The sequence below is a fragment of the Polaromonas sp. AET17H-212 genome (assembly GCF_002379085.1).
Taxonomy (GTDB): Bacteria; Pseudomonadota; Gammaproteobacteria; order Burkholderiales; family Burkholderiaceae_C; genus Polaromonas.
The window spans coordinates 76,680-96,646 of sequence record NZ_NBZW01000002.1 but is presented as its reverse complement, the minus strand read 5'-3'; the positions used below and the strand labels follow the sequence as shown (position 1 = coordinate 96,646).

Annotated in this window: 18 protein-coding genes; 12 read left to right on the top strand and 6 right to left on the bottom strand. The window is 66.3% G+C overall.

Annotation, left to right across the window (positions count from 1 at the left end; genetic code table 11):
- The first annotated feature begins 94 nt into the window (after positions 1 to 94).
- The 6 genes from B7G53_RS02610 (at position 95) to B7G53_RS02585 (ending at position 6,119) form a co-directional block, all read left to right on the top strand.
- On the top strand, positions 95 to 1,003 hold the full coding sequence (locus B7G53_RS02610; protein ID WP_096663104.1) for a LysR family transcriptional regulator: 909 nt from the start codon (positions 95 to 97) through the stop codon (positions 1,001 to 1,003).
- Positions 1,004 to 1,231: 228 nt separating this feature from the next.
- A complete protein-coding gene (locus B7G53_RS02605) occupies positions 1,232 to 2,728 on the top strand; it encodes a Do family serine endopeptidase (protein ID WP_096663101.1) in 1,497 nt (498 codons plus the stop codon).
- A gap of 116 nt (positions 2,729 to 2,844) precedes the next feature.
- Positions 2,845 to 3,702 carry a hypothetical protein gene (locus B7G53_RS02600; RefSeq protein WP_096663098.1) on the top strand — a complete coding sequence of 286 codons (858 nt, stop codon included), beginning with the start codon at positions 2,845 to 2,847 and terminating at the stop codon, positions 3,700 to 3,702.
- A gap of 5 nt (positions 3,703 to 3,707) precedes the next feature.
- Entirely contained in the window at positions 3,708 to 4,316 is a 609-nt protein-coding gene (locus tag B7G53_RS02595) for an isochorismatase family protein (RefSeq protein WP_096663095.1), read from the top strand.
- Positions 4,313 to 5,650: a nicotinate phosphoribosyltransferase gene (locus tag B7G53_RS02590; RefSeq protein WP_096663092.1), complete on the top strand. Its 1,338-nt coding sequence runs from the start codon at positions 4,313 to 4,315 to the stop codon at positions 5,648 to 5,650. Before B7G53_RS02595 ends, B7G53_RS02590 begins: the two co-directional genes overlap by 4 nt.
- A gap of 13 nt (positions 5,651 to 5,663) precedes the next feature.
- Positions 5,664 to 6,119, top strand: a complete 456-nt coding sequence (locus B7G53_RS02585) for a DUF1810 domain-containing protein (RefSeq protein ID WP_096663089.1) — start codon at positions 5,664 to 5,666, stop codon at positions 6,117 to 6,119.
- Positions 6,120 to 6,136: 17 nt separating this feature from the next.
- Here B7G53_RS02585 and B7G53_RS02580 read toward each other — a convergent pair whose 3' ends face one another.
- Positions 6,137 to 7,036, bottom strand: a complete 900-nt coding sequence (locus B7G53_RS02580; protein WP_176491261.1) for a LysR family transcriptional regulator — start codon at positions 7,034 to 7,036, stop codon at positions 6,137 to 6,139.
- A 96-nt stretch (positions 7,037 to 7,132) separates the two neighbouring features.
- Here B7G53_RS02580 and B7G53_RS02575 point away from each other — a divergent pair, with 96 nt between their 5' ends.
- The 4 genes from B7G53_RS02575 (at position 7,133) to B7G53_RS02560 (ending at position 12,444) form a co-directional block, all read left to right on the top strand.
- Positions 7,133 to 9,298: a thiamine pyrophosphate-dependent enzyme gene (locus B7G53_RS02575; RefSeq protein WP_096663086.1), complete on the top strand. Its 2,166-nt coding sequence runs from the start codon at positions 7,133 to 7,135 to the stop codon at positions 9,296 to 9,298.
- Between the two features lie 2 nt (positions 9,299 to 9,300).
- A complete protein-coding gene (locus tag B7G53_RS02570; protein ID WP_096663823.1) occupies positions 9,301 to 10,908 on the top strand; it encodes an indolepyruvate oxidoreductase subunit beta family protein in 1,608 nt (535 codons plus the stop codon).
- Positions 10,909 to 10,937: 29 nt separating this feature from the next.
- Complete coding sequence (locus tag B7G53_RS02565; protein WP_096663083.1) at positions 10,938 to 11,921, top strand: Bug family tripartite tricarboxylate transporter substrate binding protein; 984 nt, start codon at positions 10,938 to 10,940, stop codon at positions 11,919 to 11,921.
- Positions 11,922 to 12,024: 103 nt separating this feature from the next.
- Positions 12,025 to 12,444 (top strand): acyl-CoA thioesterase, encoded by a 420-nt coding sequence (locus B7G53_RS02560; protein ID WP_096663080.1) that lies wholly within the window; start codon positions 12,025 to 12,027, stop codon positions 12,442 to 12,444.
- A 47-nt stretch (positions 12,445 to 12,491) separates the two neighbouring features.
- Here the strand turns inward: B7G53_RS02560 and B7G53_RS02555 are convergent, their stop codons facing one another.
- From B7G53_RS02555 to B7G53_RS02545, 3 genes are all read right to left on the bottom strand, one after another.
- Complete coding sequence (locus B7G53_RS02555; protein WP_096663077.1) at positions 12,492 to 13,808, bottom strand: glycerate kinase type-2 family protein; 1,317 nt, start codon at positions 13,806 to 13,808, stop codon at positions 12,492 to 12,494.
- A gap of 88 nt (positions 13,809 to 13,896) precedes the next feature.
- Positions 13,897 to 14,853 (bottom strand): tripartite tricarboxylate transporter substrate binding protein, encoded by a 957-nt coding sequence (locus tag B7G53_RS02550; protein ID WP_096663074.1) that lies wholly within the window; start codon positions 14,851 to 14,853, stop codon positions 13,897 to 13,899.
- A gap of 43 nt (positions 14,854 to 14,896) precedes the next feature.
- Complete coding sequence (locus B7G53_RS02545; RefSeq protein ID WP_096663071.1) at positions 14,897 to 15,988, bottom strand: tartrate dehydrogenase; 1,092 nt, start codon at positions 15,986 to 15,988, stop codon at positions 14,897 to 14,899.
- 101 nt (positions 15,989 to 16,089) lie between these two features.
- On the opposite strand from B7G53_RS02545, the gene B7G53_RS02540 reads away from it, so the two are divergent.
- Positions 16,090 to 17,025 (top strand): LysR family transcriptional regulator, encoded by a 936-nt coding sequence (locus B7G53_RS02540; protein ID WP_096663068.1) that lies wholly within the window; start codon positions 16,090 to 16,092, stop codon positions 17,023 to 17,025.
- Between the two features lie 31 nt (positions 17,026 to 17,056).
- On the opposite strand, the gene B7G53_RS02535 is transcribed toward B7G53_RS02540, so the two are convergent.
- Both B7G53_RS02535 and xdhC read right to left on the bottom strand, forming a co-directional pair.
- Complete coding sequence (locus B7G53_RS02535) at positions 17,057 to 18,298, bottom strand: urate hydroxylase PuuD (RefSeq protein ID WP_096663065.1); 1,242 nt, start codon at positions 18,296 to 18,298, stop codon at positions 17,057 to 17,059.
- A gap of 129 nt (positions 18,299 to 18,427) precedes the next feature.
- Complete coding sequence (xdhC, locus tag B7G53_RS02530) at positions 18,428 to 19,234, bottom strand: xanthine dehydrogenase accessory protein XdhC (protein ID WP_096663062.1); 807 nt, start codon at positions 19,232 to 19,234, stop codon at positions 18,428 to 18,430.
- A 151-nt stretch (positions 19,235 to 19,385) separates the two neighbouring features.
- On the opposite strand from xdhC, the gene B7G53_RS02525 reads away from it, so the two are divergent.
- Positions 19,386 to 19,904 carry a hypothetical protein gene (locus B7G53_RS02525; RefSeq protein ID WP_303621653.1) on the top strand — a complete coding sequence of 173 codons (519 nt, stop codon included), beginning with the start codon at positions 19,386 to 19,388 and terminating at the stop codon, positions 19,902 to 19,904.
- The last annotated feature ends 63 nt before the right edge of the window (positions 19,905 to 19,967 follow it).

Genomic DNA, 19,967 nt, shown 5'->3' with positions numbered 1-19,967 from the left:
TCGCGCTGAGTGAGTGATGGGGCTATCATCGGCGCCTCCCGCCCCGGCGTCCAATGCCGGTTTTTTCTTGTTCCATGCCCGCAAAGCACCGCCCATGAACCTGACCTGGTTGGAGGATTTCCTGGCGCTGGCCAGCTCTGGCAATTTCTCGCGCGCCGCCAGCGACCGCCACATGACGCAGCCGGCCTTCAGCCGCCGCGTGCGGGCGCTCGAAGAATGGCTGGGCGTGGCGCTGTTCGACCGCAGCACGCACCCGGTCACGCTGACCGAAACCGGGCAGTGGTTCCAGTCGGTGGCGCAGGACATGCTCGCGCGTGTGGCGCGCGTGCCCGACGAGGCGCGGGCGGTGGCCGACGCCAGCTCCGCCACCCTGCGCTTTGCCTCCACCCACGCGCTGTCCTTCACTTTCCTGCCGACTTGGCTGCGCGGGCTGGAGGCCGGCTCGCCGATGGGCCCGATCCAGCTCGTCTCGGACGTGATGCAGCAATGCGAGGCCCTGATGCTGCAGGGGCGCATCCAGTTCCTGCTGTGTCACTGGCATGAACAGGTACCGGGCCGGCTGGACCCGGCGAGCCACCGCTCGGTGAAGGTCGGTGGCGACACTCTGGTGCCGGTGTCAGCGCCGGGGAAAAACGGCAAGCCCCAGCACCTGCTGGCGGGCAGCGGCAAACGCGCGCCCATCCTGGCCTACAGCAGCGAGTCCGGGCTGGGCCGCATCGTGCGCGCCCTGCGCAGCGGCGCGCTTGAACAATCCCGCAGCGAGCCGGTCTTCACCGCCCACCTGGCGTCGGTCCTCAAAACCATGGTGCTGGACGGGCGCGGCGTGGCCTGGTTGCCGCTCAGCCTGATCGCCGAGGACCTGGCCAGCGGGCGCCTGGTCGCCGCCGGCGGCCCCGAGTGGTCGATTGAGCTCGACATCCGGCTGTTCCGCAGCAGCGCTGCGCTGCCGCCGGCGGCCGAGACCTTCTGGCGCCGGGTGGCGGGCCCGCCCGGCTCAAGCTGAGACGTCCCGGCGACGCGTCGCCCCGATCAAAGGACGCGAAACCGGAGACGGCAATGCCCCGCGGCCCGGCGCCGGCTGATTGGCATTGGCCGGCAGAAAGTGAAGCGCCCGAAACACCTGCGCCCCGCGGCCAGATGCCATTGCGCTAGATCAAGCAGGCAACCGCCATGGCGTGTCAGCATTTCATGCTTGTGGATCTTGCGCATCGTCTGCCCGAAAGGATGAGCCATGAAACAGAGAATGTTGCTCCTGCCGCTGGTCGCCGCAGGTCTGGTCGTGGCCACCACCTCCGCAGCCATCAGCCTCGACCCGTCCACCTGGTTCAGCCGGAACAAGCCAACAGCCCCCGGCCCCGCCGCACAGGTCACCAGCGCCCCGGTGGCGCCGGCACCCGTGATTGCGCTCCCCCCCGGTGTCACGCCGAACTACCGGGCCATCGTGCAGCAGGCCGGGCCGGCCGTGGTCGGTGTCACGGTGGCCGGAACCCACAAGCTGACGCCCGAGGAGATGCCACTGGACCTGGACGATCCCTTCTTCCAGTTCTTCCGCGGCTTGCCGGGTTTTCAGTTCCGCCTGCCGCAACGCGGCAACGCGGTGCCGTTTCGCAGCGAGGGCTCGGGCTTCATCATCAGCAGTGATGGCCTGATCCTGACCAATGCACACGTGGTGCGCGAGGCCAGGGAAGTGACTGTCAAGCTCAGCGACCGGCGCGAATTCAGGGCCAGGGTCATGGGGGCCGATCCGCTGACCGACATTGCGGTACTGCGGGTGGACAGCAAAAACCTGCCTGCCGTCCGCCTCGGCGACGCGCAGCAGTTGCGGGTCGGTGACCCGGTGCTGGCCATCGGCTCGCCTTTCGGCTTTGAGCAAAGTGCCACCCAGGGCATCGTGAGCGCCATGGGGCGATCGCTGCCGGGCGACTCGTCCGTCCCCTTCATCCAGACGGATGCGGCGGTCAACCCCGGCAACTCCGGCGGCCCCCTGTTCGACGGCAGTGGTGCCGTGGTCGGCATCAACGCCCAGATCTACTCACGGTCGGGCGGTTTTCAGGGTCTGTCGTTCGCCATTCCAATCAACGTGGCGCTCAAGGTCAAGGACCAGATCGTGAGCCAGGGCAAGGTCTCCCATGCTCGGCTGGGCGTGACCGTCCAGGACCTGAACCAGACGCTGGCTGAGGCCTTTGGCCTGAGCCGGCCAGACGGCGCCCTGATCGCGAGCGTCAGCCCGGACAGCGCTGCCGCCGCGGCCGGGCTGAAACCCGGTGATGTGGTGACGGAAATCAATGGCGAGCCCATCGTGCGCTCGGGCGACCTGAGCAGCCGCATCAGCCTGGCCGCCCCCGGGGACACCATCCGCCTCAAGATCTGGCGCGACCGAAGCACGCGTGAGCTGTCGGCCAAACTCGGCCGTGCCGAAGATGGTGCCAAGGCGCAGGCAGAACCGGGCGCCGAGGGGCCGCGCGGACAACTCGGCTTGATGCTGCGGCCACTGAAGCGAGAGGAACGCGTGCAGCTGAAGATCGACAACGGCCTGGTCGTCGAAGACGTGTCCGGGCCGTCGGCACGCGCCGGGCTGGTGCCAGGCGATGTGCTGCTGGCCATCAACGAGCAGCCGGTCAACTCGGCCGATCAGGTGCGCAGCATCATGGACAAAAAGCCCAAAGCCGTGGCGCTGCTGATCGCCCGCAACGGTACGCGCCTGTTCGTTCCCGTGGTGCTCGACTGAAGGCGGTCGTGTCACACGGGCGTGGGCCGTTGCAACAAGGTCTGCCGATGCTGCAGCCTGACGGGATCACCGGGAAGGTGCTGCACAGTGGCGAGTGACAGGCAACAGGAGATGCCATGAGCAAATTACCGGTGGCCGTGATCGGTGCGGGACGCCTGGGTCTCGCGTGTGCCGAAGGCCTGATCGACGAGACTGAACTGGCGCTCGCTGGCGTGGTGCGCCGTCCCGGTTCGCTGGCCCCCCTGCCTGGCCGCCTGCAGCGTTTTCCGGTCGCGTCGCATGTCAGGGAGCTCGAAGGGGTTCGCGCCGCACTGGTCTGCGTACCCGCCGATGCCGTGCTCGGGGTGGCGCGCGAACTGCTGCAGGCACGTATTCCCGTCATTGAATGCGCCGCTTTCGAAGGCAAGGCACTGGCGGCGCACCATGCCGCGCTGCACGAGGCGGCGGACAACCACCGTGTGGCCGCGGTGGTCGGGGCCGGCTGGGACCCCGGCGTGCTGCCGCTGCTGCGCGACGCCTTCGAGATGCTGATTCCGCGCGGCCACACCGCGCTGCACCGGCACCCCGGCCTGCACCTGCACCACAGCGCAGCCGTGGCGGCTGTGCGCGGCGTCAAGGGCGCACTGGCCGGTGACTACCGCGGTGACCAGGGAGAGTTGCAGCACTATGTTTATGTCGAACTGGAGCGCGGCGCGGAACTGGCGCAGGTGCAGGCGGCCATCGCGGCCGACCCGCTGTTTGCCGGTGAAGTCACCCAGGTGTTCCAGGTGGAGCATCTGTCCGAGCTTGAGGACGGGAACGGACTCGGCGTGGTGCTGGAGCGCCGCGGCAGCGCCGCCCACGGCCCGCACCAGAGCCTGCTGCTCGAGGCCCGCTTCGACGCCACCGCCTTCTCGGCGCGCGTCATGCTCGATGCCGTGCGCAAGCTGCCCGACCTGCGCCGGGGCGCGCACCGCTACGCCGTGGGGCTCTGAGCACCATGGCCGGCGAGCTGCGTCCCATCCCGCTGCGTGCCGGTGATGCACTGCTGATTGTGGACGTCCAGTCGGACTTCCTTCCCGGCGGCAGCCTGGCCGTCCCCCGCGGCGACGAGGTGGTCGCCGTGCTCAACGGCTGCGTGCAGGCTTTCCGGCAAGCGGGCCTGCCCGTGGTGGCCACACGCGACTGGCATCCACCCGACCATTGCTCGTTCCGGCCTCAGGGCGGGCCCTGGCCGCCGCACTGCGTGGCCGGCAGCGCCGGCGCCGGCTTTGCACCGGGGCTGCAACTGCCCGCGCAGGCGATCGTGATCTCCAAGGCCACGCAACAGCAAAGCGATGCCTATTCCGGCTTGGAGGGCACGGCGCTCGACCAGCGCTTGCGCCAGGCCGGCGTTGGCCGGCTCTTTGTCGGCGGGCTGGCGACCGACTACTGCGTGCTCAACACCGTTTGCGATGCCGTGAAGCTGGGCTACCAGACGGTGCTGCTGCTGGACGCCATCCGCGCCGTCGATGTCCACGCCGGTGACGGCGAGCGCGCCATTGCCCGGATGCTGCGGCTGGGTGCGCTGGCCGCGAGCTCGCAACACATCAGGGCGGGCGCAGCATGAACGGGCGCACCAGTCTGCTGCTCACCGACCTCTACCAGCTCACGATGCTGCAGGCCTATTTCGACCAGCGCATGGCCGACACGGCGGTGTTCGAGTTCTTCGTGCGCACGCTGCCGGACAACCGCAACTTCCTGGTGGCCGCAGGGCTGGAACAGGTGCTCGATTTCCTCGAGGACCTGCAGTTCACACCGCAGGAGCTGGCCTGGCTCGCCGCTTGCGGGCGCTTGCACAGCCGCTTCGTCGATTCGTTGCGCGAGTTGCGCTTCACCGGCGACGTTCAGGCCATGCCGGAAGGCACGATTTTCTTCGCCGACGAACCGATACTGCGCGTGGTCGCGCCGCTGCCCCAGGCGCAACTGGTCGAAACACGCATCATCAACCTGCTGCAATTCCAGACCCTGGTGGCCTCGAAAGCCGCGCGCATCCGGCTGGCGGCGCCCGAGAGCCTGCTGGTGGACTTCGGGCTGCGCCGTGCGCACGGCGCCGAGGCCGGGCTGCTGTCGGCACGGGCCAGCTACCTCGCGGGCTTCAACGGCAGCTCGACGGTGCTGGCCGCCATGCAGTGGGGCATCCCCATTTTCGGCACCATGGCCCACTCCTTCATTCAGACGCACGAGCGGGAGAGCGATGCCTTCGAGCATTTCGCGCGCTCTCATCCGCAGGCATCAACCATGCTGATAGACACCTACGACACCGAGGCGGCCGCGCACAGCCTGGTGCCGCTGGCCCACAGGCTGGCGCGCGAGGGCATACACATCCAGGCCGTTCGCCTGGACAGCGGCGACCTGGCCGGGCACGCGCGCAAGGTGCGGCTCATACTCGACCAGGGCGGGCTGACGCAGACCACCATTTTTGCCAGCGGCAACCTCGATGAATACAGGCTGGCCGAATTCATCGCCGCCGGCGCGCCGATTGACGGCTTTGGGGTCGGCACGCGCATGAACACCTCGGCCGACCGGCCCTATCTCGATTGCGCCTACAAGCTGCAGGAATACGCCGGCGTGGCGCGGCGCAAGCGCTCTGAAGGCAAGGCCACCTGGCCCGGCCGCAAACAGGTCTACCGCAGTTATGGCGCTGACGGCTGCATGAGCGGCGATGTCCTGACGACGGCCGACGCGCCGGCGTGCGGGCAACCGCTGCTGGTCCCGGTGCTGCGGCAAGGCCGGCGGCTGTCCAGCTCACCGGCGCTGGATGCCGTGCGCGATCATGCCCGCGCCGAGCTGGCCAGGCTTGCCGGGAACCTGCGGACCCTGACACCGGCCGCTTCGCCCTATCCCGTGCGCATTGCGGAGCCGCTCAGCCGGCTGGCCGCCGAGATCGACAAGCGCGCCTGATCCGGAAAAGAAAATGGAACATGCCAAGCCGCCGCAGGACGCCGTGAACCCGACTGACCCGCACCAGCTGCAGCGTTTCGTGGCGGCGCAGGCGCCGGTCTACCGCCAGGTCTGCGCCGAGCTGGCGGCCGGCGCAAAGACCGGCCACTGGATGTGGTTCATCTTTCCGCAGCTCAAGGGCCTGGGCCACAGCGCCCTCGCGCAGCATTTCGGCATCGCCTCGCGGGCCGAGGCGCAGGCCTATTGGCAGCATCCTGTCCTCGGGCCGCGGCTCAGGCAATGTATTGAACAGGTGCTGGCGGCAGACGGAAAAACCGCGCAGGACATTTTTGGCGCGACGGACTGCCTCAAGTTCCACTCCTGCCTGACCCTGTTTGCCCAGGTGGCGCCGCAGGAACCCCTGTTCCAGCGTGCCCTGGCCAAGTATTTCGCCGGGAAGACGGATCCGGGCACCCTGAAACTTCTGTGACGGCTGCCGAGGCCGCCCTATTCCCGGAACAGGTCCTCGATCACCCCGCGCAGCCAGCGGTTGCCGGGGTCCGCTTCAAAGCGTTTGCTCCAGTGCAGCGACACCGTGAAGTCGCGCAGCGGAAACGGCGGCTCGATGACGCTGTAGCCGCCACCGGCCGCAAAAATGTTGGCGATGTTGCGCGGCATCACGACCGCCAGGTCGGTGGCCTTGACGATGGACGGCAGCACCATGAAATGTTCGGTGGTCAGCCGCAGGCGTTCTTCCAGCTGCAGCATCTGCAGGATGCGCAAGGTGTCGGAATGGGTGCGCACCGCCACAAACTCCAGCTGCTGCAGGGCGTCGAGCAGCGCCTGGCCGCTGCGCCGGCGCCGCGCAAAAGGGTGGCCTTCACGCAGCAGCACGATGTAGCGGTCCTTGAGCAGCTGCACGCGCTGCGTGTCTTTCACCGCCGGCAAAAAGCCGAACGCAAAGTCGATGCGGCCGTTGTCCAGCGCCGGGGCGATGTCGCTGCTGGCCCGCGGTGAGGTTTCAATACGCACCCCGGGTGCCAGTTCGCGCAGCGCCGCCATCAGCTCGGGCAGGAAGCGGCCCTCGCCGATGTCGCTCATGTGGATGCGGAACACCTTGCGCGAGCGCAGCGGCTCGAACAGGACTGCTTCGTTGAGCGCCTGCTCCAGCATGGCCAGCGCGCTGCGCACCGCGTCGGCCAGGCGGTCGGCCCGGGGGGTGGGCTGCACGCCGCCACCGGCGCGCACAAACAGCGGGTCCTTGATCAACAGGCGCAGCCGCGTCAGCCCCTGGCTGGCGGCGGGCTGCGTCAGGTCCATCAACTCGGCGGCGCGGCTCACGTTGCGCGTGCGGTACACCGCGTCAAACAGCCGCAGCAGGTTCAGGTCGATGTCTTTTATATGCATTAAATGAATACCAGATAGTCTCGTTATTTTATTGATGGATAGTCGAATGGGGCCCAAACTCGCTGCTTCCCACGAAAATAAAACCCGGAGACAGCCTTGGAAGTTTCATTCAGCAAGGAAATCGAGTCGCTGCGCATGGGCGCGGGCGACACTTTCCACGGCGAGGGCATCCTCGCGATCACCAAGGCCCTGCTCCAGTCCGGCGTCGCCTACGTGGGCGGCTATCAGGGCGCACCGGTGTCGCACCTGCTCGACGTCATGGTGCAGGCCAAACCCTACATGGACGAACTCGGCGTGCATGTCGAGGCCTGTTCCAACGAAGCCTCGGCCGCCGCCATGCTGGGTGCGTCCATCCACTACCCACTGCGCGGCGCTGTGACCTGGAAGTCCATCGTCGGCACCAACGTCGCCGCCGATGCGCTGTCCAACCTGTCCTCGCCCGGCGTCACCGGCGGTGCGCTGATCGTCGTCGGTGAAGACTATGGCGAAGGCGCCAGCGTGATCCAGGAGCGCACCCATGCCTATGCGCTGAAGTCATCGATGTGCCTGCTGGACCCGCGGCCCGACCTGGGCAAGATGGTGGACATGGTCGAACACGGTTTTCGCCTGTCGGAAACCTCGAACATGCCGGCCATCCTGGAGCTGCGCATACGCGCCTGCCATGTGCGCGGCAGTTTCGAATGCAAGGACAACCGGCCGCCGGCGATCTCGACGCGCCAGCTGATGGAAGAACCCGCGGCTTTCGACTACGCCAAACTCGCACATCCGCCGGTCACCTTCCGCCACGAAAAACTCAAGTTCGAGGAACGTATTCCGGCGGCGCGCCGCTACATCGTCGAACAACAACTCAACGAGTTGATGGACGGGCCGCGCCAGGACCTGGGCATCATCGTGCAGGGCGGGATCTACAACGCGCTGATCCGTGCGCTGCAGCAGTTCGGCCTGTGTGACGCCTTTGGCCAGACCGAGATTCCCATTCTCGTGCTCAACGTGACCTACCCGCTGGTGCCCGAGCAGGTGGCCGAATTTGCACTCGGCAAACGCGCGGTGCTGGTGGTCGAGGAAGGCCAGCCCGAATACATCGAGCAGGAAATCGCCACCTTTTTGCGCCGCCGCGACATCAACACGCCACTGCACGGCAAGGACATGTTGCCATCGGGCGGTGAATATTCGGTGGAAGTTGTTGCCAGCGGCCTGGCCGCCTTTGTTGCGCGTTACGCCACCGATGTCGACACCTCTTCGGCCACCACCTGGCTCCAGGGCAATGCCGAACGCCGCAGCGCGGTGGGCCGCGCGATCGAGGCGCAGCTGAACCAGCCTTTGCCGGCGCGCCCGCCCGGTTTTTGCATCGGCTGCCCGGAGCGGCCGGTGTTTTCGGCGCTCAAGCTGGCTCAGCAGGACGTCGGGCCGGTGCACATTGCGGCCGACATCGGTTGCCACGCCTTCGGCACCTTTGCACCGTTTTCCTTCGGCCACTCGATTCTGGGTTACGGCATGAGCCTGGCCAGCCGCGCCGGCGTCTCGCCCATGATGGCGCGGCGCACGCTGTCTATCATGGGGGACGGCGGTTTCTGGCACAACGGCCTGCTGACCGGCGTGCAGTCGGCGCTGTTCAACGGCGACGATGCGGTGCTGCTGATCTTCAAGAACGGCTACACCTCGGCCACCGGCACGCAGGACATCATCTCCACGCCCAGTGATGACGCCAAGTTCAACGCCAGCGACAAGCTGCAAAGCCTGACCGACACCAACAAGACGATTGAGAACACCCTGCAGGGCCTGGGCATCCAGTGGCTGCGCACCGTGCACACCTACCATGTCGAAGAGATGCGCCAGACGCTCAACGAGGCCTTCACCACCGACTTCAACGGCCTGAAGGTCATCATTGCCGAGGGCGAATGCCAGCTCGAACGCCAGCGCCGCATCAAGCCCTGGCTGGCCGGCCTGCTGAAAAAAGGCAAACGCGTGGTGCGCGTCAAATACGGTGTGGATGAAGACATCTGCAACGGCGACCACGCCTGCATCCGCCTGTCCGGCTGCCCGACGCTGACGCTCAAGGACAACCCGGATCCGCTCAAGGTGGATCCGGTGGCCACGGTGATCGACGGCTGCGTCGGCTGCGGCCTGTGCGGCGCCAACGCGCATGCAGCCACGCTGTGCCCCTCGTTCTACCGCGCCGAAGTGATCCAGAACCCGAAGTGGCATGAACGGCTGCTGGGCAGCGTGCGCGGGGCACTCGTGAAAGCAATGCAAACCGCATGAACATGAACCCACAAAAACCCATCACCCTCCTGATCTGCGCCCTCGGCGGCGAAGGCGGCGGCGTGTTGACCGAATGGCTGGTCGACATTGCGCTGGCCAGCGGTTACGCGGCGCAAAGCACCTCGATTCCCGGCGTGGCCCAGCGCACCGGCGCGACCACCTATTACCTCGAAGTGTTCCCAGTGCCGCTGGCCGAACTTCAGGGCAAACGGCCGGTGTTCAGCCTGAACCCGGTGCCCGGCGCGCTGGACGGCATCGTCTCGTCCGAGCTGCTGGAAACCGCGCGCCAGATCGGCAACGGCATGAGTTCGCCGCTGCGCACACTGGTCATCAGTTCCAGCAGCCGCACCTTCACCACGGCCGAACGCATGGAGCCGGGCGACGGCCGCACCGACAGCGCGCCGCTGCTGGAAGTGGTGCGCGCGCAAAGCCGCGAGCACCATGTGTTCGACATGGGCGAGATGGCCAAAACCAGCGGCACCGTGGTCAGCGCGGTGATGCTGGGCGCGATTGCCGGCAGCGGCCTGCTGCCTTTCGCGCGCCAGGCGTATGAGACCGTGATCCGGCACGGTGGCAAGGGCGCCCAAGCCAGCCTGCGCGGCTTCGCCCAGGCCTTTGAACGGGTGGGCACACAACGGGCGCAGACGGCGCTGGTCACCAGCTTGCTATCGGAAGAAGAGCTGCTGGCGCCCGTCCCTAAAGGGCTGGAGGCCGATCTGGCTTCTCTTTTTCCGCCGGCCGTGCACGACATGCTGGCGCTGGGCCACGCCCGCATGCTGGACTACCAGGACCGCGCGTACGCCGACCTCTATGTTCAGCGCCTGCGGCAGGTGCTGGCCGCCGAGGTGCAGGCGGATCCGGCGGCGGCGCAGGGTTATGCCACCACGCGTGAGATGGCGCGCTGGCTGGCACTGTGGATGGCGTTTGACGACATCGTGCGCGTCGCCGACCTGAAAAGCAGCGCCAGCCGCTGGCAACGCGTGCACGGCGAAGTCAAGGCGGGCGCCGGTGACCTGCTGCAGGTCTACGACCACTTCAAGCCCGGCGCCGCGGAATTCGCGGCCCTGCTACCGGCTGGCCTGGCCGCGCGTGTGACACGCTGGGACCGCCAGCGCGTGGCGCGCGGCAAGGCGCCGTGGGCCCTGCCGCTCAAGGTCGGCACCCACTCGGTCTTCGGCATGCTCTCGCTGCGCCTGCTGGCCAGCCTGAAGTGGCTGCGCGTGCGCGGCAGCCGTTTTGCCACCGAGCAGGCGCTGATCGAGCAATGGCTGGCCGGCGTCGTGCGCGGCACGCAGGCACACTGGCAGCTCGGCCACGAGATCGCCTTGTGCGGCCGCCTGATCAAGGGTTACGGCAGCACCAACGAACGCGGCAAGGACAACCTCATGCATGTGCTGGAGCACTTGGCCACCGGCGCGTCCTTCGCATCGAACGAACTGCGCGCAGCCGCCATCGCCGCCGCCCGCAGCGCCGCCCTGCTCGATGAAGCCGGCAAGGCGCTGGACCAGACGCTGCTGAGCCATGGCGCGCCGGCGCGACCGGTGAAAGCACAACCGATCAGATGGGTCGACAACCCACACCGCAAGCCGCGTGCCGCCAAGAGCACCTGATTTTTTACCCACCCCAGAGGAGACACACTATGAGCCCATTCTTCCAACCCGGCCGCCGCACCCTGCTGGCACTGGCGCTGATCGCCAGCAGCCTGTTTTCCGCAGCCCAGGCGCAGACCTGGCCGGCCAAGCCGGTCAAGGTCATCGTCAACTTCCCGCCGGGCGGCGCGGCCGACCAGCTGGCACGCGCCATCGGCACGCCGCTGGCCGAAGCCCTGGGCCAGCCGGTGGTGGTGGAAAACCGCGGTGGCGCCAACGGCAACATCGGCGGTGAAGCCGTGGCCAAGGCGCCTGCAGACGGCTACACCCTGCTCATGAGCTCGGGCGGCATGGTGTCGGTCAACCCGCACCTGTACCCGAAGATGTCCTTCAACCCGGCCAAGGACCTTGTGCCGGTGGCGGCCGCGGCGCGCGTGCTGGTGTTCCTCGAAGTCAAACCCTCGCTGCCGGTCAACAACGTGAAGGAATTCCTGGCCTACCTGAAGGCCAACCCCGGCAAGTTGTCCTTCGGTTCACCGGGCAATGGCAGCTCGCCGCACCTGGCGGCCGAGATGCTGAAGGCGCAGACCAACAGCTTTGCGGTGCACGTGCCCTACCGCGGCGCGGCGCCGGCCATGCAGGACCTGCTGGGTGGCCAGCTCGACTTCATGTTCGACCCGGGCATCGGCCTGCAGCATGTGAAGGCCGGCAAGCTCAAGCTGCTGGCCGTGGGCAGCGCCAAACGTTCGCCGCTGTTTCCGGATGTGCCCACCCTCGACGAGGTCGGTCTGAAAAACTTCGACGCCGACACCTGGTTCGGCTTTTATGCGCCAGCCGGCACACCGCCGGCCATCGTGAGCCGGCTGAACCAGGAGATCAACAAGATCCTCGCCACCCAGCCGGTGAAAGACCGCATCATGGCGATAGGCGGCATTCCAGCGCCGATGTCGCCGTCCGACTTCAACATGCGCGCCGCCATTGACGGCACACGTTTCGGCGCGCTGATCCGGGCGCGGAATATAAAAGGCGATTGAGCCCCCACCGTCGCTCACACCCACCGTTCGGGCTGAGCCTGTCGAAGCCCCCTTCGACAAGCTCAGGGCGAACGGACCGGAAGCCTGACGACATAATGAACCCATGAGCAAACAGATCACCCACACCATCCGCGTTGAGTTCGGCGACTGCGACCCGGCGCGCATTGTGTGGTTTCCGAATTTCTTCCGCTGGATAGACGCGGCCTCGCGGAATTTCTTTGTGCAGTGTGGCGTGCCGTCCTGGCAGGAGACGGAAAAAACGCTGGGCGTGCTCGGTACGCCGCTGGTGGACACGCATTCGCGTTTCCTCCGCACCGCCACCTACGGCGACATGCTGGACATCCACACCTCCATCCCCGAATGGCGCGAGAAAAGTTTTGTGCAGCGTTACCGCGTCATGCGCGGTGCGGAGGCCATCATGGAGTGCGAGGAGGTGCGCATCTTCGCCGGCCGCCGGGCCGACAACCCGGAAGCCATCCGCGCCCTGCCGATTCCGCCGGAGATCCGCAGCCTCTGCGAATGATTCTGCAGAAAAATTGCTTCCATCCCTTGCTGGATGGTCGTCTTCAGCTACAAAATCAATAGCGCGCGAAAGTCATTGACATTGGTGTGGGTAGGTCCGGTGATCACCAGATCGCCCAGCGGCTCGAAGTAGCCATAGGCGTCGTTGCGGTCCAGGAAGCCGTTGATCTTCATGCCCTGCGCCACCGCGCGCGTCAGGGTGTCGGGCGCCACAAAGGCACCGGCGTTGTCTTCCACGCCGTCGATGCCATCGGTGTCCGCCGCCAGTGCGTACACGCCGCGCTGCCCCTGCAGCGCGAGCGCCAGCCCCAGGCAGAACTCGCCGGCGCGCCCGCCGCGGCCTTTGGCGGCCCCCGCTAGCAGCGGCCGGACCGTCACGGTGGTTTCGCCGCCGCTCAGAATCACACAGGGTTTGCTGAAGGGTTGGCCCCGGAGCGCCACCGCACGCGCCAGCGCCGCATGCACCTTGCCGACCTCGCGCGACTCGCCTTCCATTTCGTCGCTCAGAATGTGCGCATCCAGGCCCGCCGCGCGCGCCACGGCCGCGGCGGCCTCGAGCGACTGCTGGGGCGTGGCCATCATGTGGACCTCGTGGCCGTCAAACGCCGGGTCGCCCGGCTTGGGGGTTTCCAGCGCCCCGCTTTCCAGCCGCGACAACACGTCTGCTGGCACGTCAATGCCGTAACGTTTCAGGATGGCCAGCGCGTCGCCGCAGCTGCTGGCGTCGGGCACGGTCGGGCCGCTGGCAATGATGGACGGGTCGTCGCCCGGCACATCGCTGATGGTCAGCGTGACCACGCGCGCCGGCGCGCAGGCCGCGGCCAGGCGCCCGCCCTTGATGCACGAGAGGTGTTTGCGCACGCAGTTCATCTCGCCGATGTTGGCGCCGCTGTTGAGCAGTGCCTTGTTGATGCGCTGCTTGTCTGCCAGGCTCAGGCCTTCGGCCGGCAGCGTGAGCAGGGCCGAGCCGCCGCCGGAGATCAGGCACAACACCAGGTCATCCCGGGTCAGGCCTTGCACCATGGCCAGAATGCGCTGCGAAGCGGCCAGGCCGGCCGCGTCGGGCACCGGATGGGACGCTTCGACCATCTCGATGCGCTGCGGCAGACCTCCGGACCGCGGCGGAATGTGGTGGTAACGCGTGATGACCAGGCCTTCGAGCGGGGCGTCCGCCGGCCACAGCGCTTCAACAGCCTGCGCCATCGAGCCACCGGCCTTGCCGGCGCCGATGACAATGGTCCTGCCCTTGGGCGGTGGCGGCAGGCAGGCGGCCGTGTTGTGCAGCGGCATGGCACGCGTGACCGCGGCCTGGTAAAGATGCTCGAGAAATTGGCGCGGATGGGTGGCAGGATGGGGTGCAGTCATTCAATGTCTCCTGCCCCGTATTGTGCCGCCGTAACCCGCCGGTAACCCGCTGCCTGAGAGCGTAACCGCCAGCGGGCCGGCGATCCGTTTACTTCTTGCCCAGACCCAGACGCTGTGCGCTTTCGGTGTACAGCCGGGTTTTTTCCTTCATGAACGCGTCCATCTGGTCCACCCCCACGTTGACCAGCTCGAAACCGCTTTTGGCGGCCAGCTCCTTCATCTCCGGGTCATTGTTCAGGGCCGCCCACATGTCCGAAATCTTCTTGCGGGTCTCGGGCGGCGTGCTGCGGGGCACACCGATGCCGCGGTAGGCACCGTCCACCCAGTCCACACCGAGCTCCTTGAACGTCGGCACATCCGGCATCAGCGGATGACGCTTGTCCATGGCCACCGCCAGCGGGCGAATCCGGGTCTTGTTGTTGATGGCAAACGCGGTGTAGGTCATCGCACCGTCGACCTGCGCGCCCATGACCGAGGTGGCCATGTCGCCCGTGCCCTTGAACGGCACATAGATGGTCTTGACGCCAAACGCCGCGTTGAAGCGCTCATGCGCTGCATGGTTGGCCGAGTTCTGGCCCGAGCCGCCCAAACTCAGCTTGCCGGGGTTGGCCTTGGCCGCCTTGATGAAGTCCGCGAAATTCTTGATCGGGCTCTGCTCGGGCACCACCAGGATGTCGGGCGTGTAGTGGAACCAGAACACCGGCGTGATGTCCTGCGTCTTGTATTGCACCAGGCCCTCGATGGGCTGGAACACGATGTGCGGCAGGTTCACACCCACGATGTTGAGCCCGTCGCCGGGCAGGGTGTTCATCTGCGACCACATCAGCGCGCCGCCGGCACCGGCCTTGTACTGGATGATGGTCTCGATCGCCGCGCATTTCTTTTTCAGCACCATCTGCTGGTGGCGCGCCGACAGGTCCGACTCGCCGCCGGGCGGAAACGCCTGCCAGTACTGCAGGTTCTTGTCCGGGCAGGCCTGCGCCATGACGGCGGGCGCTGCGGCCAGGCAGGCGATGCCTATCCATTTTCTGATGTCAACTTTCATGCTGCTGTCTCCTTGTTTTATGAAATGCCACGGGGAAAAAGTGTCAGGCCGCGCGCGCCTGCTGCGTGCCGCCCTGGGCGAGCAGCGCACACACGGCGGCGGTGACCTGTGCGGTGGTGGCGTTGCCGCCCAGGTCGCGCGTGTGCAGGGCCGGGTTGGCGGTGACGGCCTCGATGGCCTGCATCAGCTGCTGCGCCGCGATGTTTTCACCGAGATGCTCGAGCAGCATGACGCAGCTCCAGAACGTGCCGACCGGATTGGCCAGGCCCTGGCCCATGATGTCGAAGGCCGAACCGTGGATGGGCTCGAACATCGAGGGGTAGCGGCGCTCGGGGTCGATGTTGCCGGTGGGCGCAATGCCCAGGCTGCCGGCCAGCGCCGCGGCCAGGTCGCTCAGGATGTCGGCGTGCAGGTTGGTCGCAACAATCGTGTCCAGCGAGGCCGGGCGGTTCACCATGCGTGCGGTGCAGGCGTCCACCAATTCCTTGTCCCAGGTCACGTCCGGGAACTCTTTGCTGATCTGCAGCGCGATCTCGTCCCACATCACCATGGCGTGGCGCTGGGCGTTGGACTTGGTGACCACGGTCAGCAGCTTGCGCGGACGCGACTGCGCGAGCTTGAAGGCGTAACGCATGATGCGCTCGACGCCGGCGCGCGTCATCATCGACACATCGGTGGCCACCTCGATTGGATGGCCCTGGTGGGCACGCCCGCCGACGCCGGAATATTCGCCCTCGGAGTTCTCGCGCACGATGACCCAGTCGAGCTGCGCCGGCGTGCAGCGCTTGAGTGGCGCATCGATGCCGGGCAGGATGCGCGTGGGCCGCACATTGGCGTACTGGTCGAAGCCCTGGCAGATCTTCAGTCGCAGGCCCCACAGCGTGATGTGGTCGGGAATGTGCGGGTCACCCGCCGAGCCGAACAGGATGGCGTCCTGGCCGCGCAGGGCGTCGAGGCCGTCGTCGGGCATCATCACGCCGTGTTCGCGGAACCAGTCGCCGCCCCAGCCAAAAGAGGTGAATGTGAAGCCGAAATTCTGTGTGGCGGCCAGGGCCTGCAGCACCTGCTCGCCGGCCGGGACCACTTCCTTGCCAATACCGTCGCCCGGGATGCAGGCAATTTTGTAAACCTTCATGACATGTCCTTGAAATCATTGACTAACAAGACTGGACTCTAACGCTTGCCAGATTCAACAGAGCGCCTTAAAGTTATTGCATTGTTTACTTTTAGTTAATAATGAGCACACCGGCCTCCGCCCCTTCCGAGATGGCATTTTTCAGCCTGCTGGCGCGCAGCGGCAGCTTGTCGGCCACGGCGCGCGAGCTTGACGTCACCACGCCGGCGGTCAGCAAACGCCTGGCGCTCATGGAAGCGCGGCTGGGCGTACAGCTGCTGAACCGGACCACACGCCGCATCAGCCCCACGCCCGAAGGCGAGATCTACCTCAGCCATGCACGGCGCATCCTGGCCGAGATCGCCGACATGGAGCAGCTGGTTTCCAGCGCGGTGGCGGTGCCCAAGGGCCTGCTGCGCGTCAATGCCACGCTGGGTTTTGGGCGCAGCCACATCGCCCCGCTGATCTCCGGCTTCGTGAAACAGCACCCGGACATGCAGGTCCAGCTGCAGCTCACAGTCAACCCGCCGCCGGCCAGCGAGGACGCCTTTGATGTGTGTGTGCGCTTCGGCGAGCCGCCCGATGCGCGCGTGATCGCCCGCAAGCTGGCCCCGAACCGGCGCCTGCTGTGTGCGGCCCCCGCCTACCTGGCCAGACACGGCATGCCCAAGGTGCCGCACGACCTGACCCAGCACAACTGCATCGGTATCCGCCAGGGCGACGAGGCCTACGGCATCTGGCGCCTGGAATCGGGCAAACGCACGGAAACCGTGAAGGTGCGCGGCAACCTGAGCACCAGCGACGGCGAGATTGCCGTCAACTGGGCGCTGGCCGGGCATGGCATCGTGATGCGCGCCGAGTGGGACGTTGCGCGTTACCTGCGCAGCGGCCGGTTGCGCCAGGTGCTGGAGAACTACCAGACCCCGCCGGCCGACATTCATGCGGTCTGGCCGCAGCGCCATCAGGTGTCGGCACGCGTGCGCGCCTTTGTGGACTACCTGGCGGGCCACTTCGAGAAATCGTCCACGCGGGCCGCCGGCCTGGTCACCCGCTGGTAACAAGCGTGGTCAGGGGGTGGCCAGGACGATCTCAGGGTGTCTTCGCACCCGCTTCGAACCACTGCCGGACCAGGGTCCGTTCCGCCTCGGTGATGCCGGTGGCGTTGTTCATCGGCATGGTTTTGCTGACCACCACCTGCTGGTAGACCGCCTGCGCATGCTGCCTGAGCAGCGCCGGCGAGTCGAGGCGGACGTTTTTCATCTGCACCTGCGCGCCGTGGCACAGGTAACAGCGCTGCTCCAGCACTTTTTGCAGGCTTGCATAGCCATTTTGGCCTGCAGCCCCCGCCAATCCTGCGCCACCAGCTATTGAGTCAGTAGCAAATCCGGCGCTGGCCGATTGCGGCGGTGGCTTCATCCAGACGATGGCGCCGAGGATCAGGACCACCCCGACCAGCGCATAGGGCAGCGGGTTGCCGTTGCGGCCCAGCTTGTAGCCGTGGCGCATGACAAAAAACTGGCGTATCAGCGCACCGGCCAGCATCATGACAATCAGCACCAGCCAGTTCTGCGGGTGGCTGTAAGTGAAGCTGTAGTGGTTGCTCAGCATCGCAAACAGCACCGGCAAGGTGAAGTAGGTGTTGTGCACGCTGCGCTGCTTGCCGCGCTGGCCATGCACCGGGTCCACAGCCTCGCCGGCCTGGATGCTGGCCACCACCTTGCGCTGGCCGGGGATGATCCAGAAAAACACGTTGGCGCTCATCGCGGTGGCGATCATGGCGCCCACCAGCAGAAACGCGGCGCGCCCGGCAAACCAGTGGCAGGCCAGCCAGGACGCCACACAGACCAGCACCAGCACCAGCGCGCCGACGATGGCATCCCCATTTTTACGTTTGCCAAACAGCTGGCAGATGCCGTCGTAAAGCATCCAGAACACCACAAAAAAAGACAGCGCCACGCCGATGGCGGCGCCGGGCGACCAGTCCATCAGCGATTTGTCGACCAGGTAGGTGCCGGCGTTCCAAAGGTAGGAGACGGTGAACAGCGCAAACCCGGTGAGCCAGGTGCTGTAGCTCTCCCAGTAAAACCAGTGCAGGTGGGCGGGCAGCGTGGGCGGCTTGACCGCAAACTTGACCGGGTGGTAGAAACCGCCGCCGTGCACGGCCCAGAGTTCGCCGCTGACGCCCTGGCGCTGAAGGTCTTCGTCAACCGGCGGCGTCAGGCTGGAATCGAGAAAGACAAAATAAAACGAGGAGCCAACCCAGGCAATGGCGGTGATGACGTGGACCCAGCGCAGCAACAGGTTGGCCCAGTCAAGAAGATAACTTTCCATGATCTCAACCTATGCAGCGACGCGGCGCTGCCTTGTGCACGCTGCTCACCACTGCGGGCGCTGTAAGCAGACAAAGGCCACGAACAACAAGGTGCTCCGCTGCGACCGAATCGCAAAAGTGTATGCGATCTATGTTGTACGGGCATGCAACAACTGTGCCGCGACCGCCACGGCAATCACTTCCGGCTCCTTGCCTTCGATACCGGGCAGGCCGATCGGGCAGGTCACATGCGCCAGTTCTTCAGCGCTGAACCCACGCGCCTCCAGCCGGTGGCGGAAGGTCGCCCATTTGGTTTTGCTGCCGATCAGGCCGATGTAAGGCAGGTCGCCCCGCTCGCGCTGGCGCCTCAGGCATTCGGCCACGATGTCCAGGTCTTCGGCGTGGCTGAAACTCATGATCAGCACGCGCGACTGCGGCGCCAGGCCCGTCACCGCACGCTGCACCGGGTCGGAATGCTCGCACACCACCTGCTCCGGCACCGCCTCGGGGAAAATGCCGTCGCGGCTGTCGATCCAGCTCAGCGCAAACGGCAGGCGCGAAAGCACCTGAATCAGCGCAAACCCCACATGCCCCCCCCCAAAAAGCGCAACAGGCTGTAAATTTGTATCCAGCCGGTGGCGCAGGTCCGGCACGTCGTCGGGCCCGACCGGTTCAAAGCGCAGATGGACCACCCCGCCGCAGCATTGCCCCAGCGACGGGCCGAGCACAAAGCGGGTGGACGCCTCACCCGGCAGCCCCTGCAGGCGCGCACGCGCTCTCGCCATCGCCTCGTATTCCAGATGGCCGCCGCCTATGGTGCCGACCGCCATGCCGGCAAAAACCGCCATCCAGGTGCCGGCCTCGCGCGGCACCGAACCTTCGGTGGCGGTCACCTCAACCAGCACGGCCGGCTCCAGCGCCAGCCGGGCCAAAAACAAATCCTTGAGCTGATTCACGGTAGAAACCCTCTGATACACGGCCCTCCGTCAGGGTCCGCAGAACGCATAATTCAGCCTCGGCGCAGCAGGTTTTTTTGTTACATAACCGGCGCCCGGGCCGACTGCACAATAGCAGCCGTGACTGCCTGACAACAACCCTAGGGTACATATGCCTGCATCCTCCAGCCATCGCCGCTTCTGGCTCATGGCACTGCTTTCGACCGCCGCCGGAGCCATCGTCTCGGCCTGCAAGTCTGCGCCACCGCAGCCAGAACCGGGCCCGTCTGAAGCGAACGCATCGCCCAATGCGGTCGCCCCCGTCGCGAGCCAGGCCGGCTCGGCGCGCAGTTCAGCGGCACCGAACGCCCGCGCCTACCGCCAAAGCGGTGCCAGCCACCTTTACGGACTGCACGCCGACCGGATCTACAAGGGGAGGATGCCGCCCCTGCTGTATGCCATCGGTGTGCTGAATGTGGAAATCAACCAGGCCGGTATCGTGACCCGCCTTGACTGGATGCGGGCGCCGCGCCATGCGCCTGAAGTGATTGCCGAGATCGAACGCATGATCAAGGCCGCATCGCCTTTTCCGGCGCCGGTGCGGATTGGCAAGGTCGTCTACACCGACACCTGGCTCTGGCACAAAAGCGGAAAATTCCAGCTCGATACGCTGACCGAAGGGCAGAATTAAGCCACCACGCTTGTCACTGCGTGTACTGCGCTGCCCCCCGAGGGGGCCGCTGCGCCTGCGGAC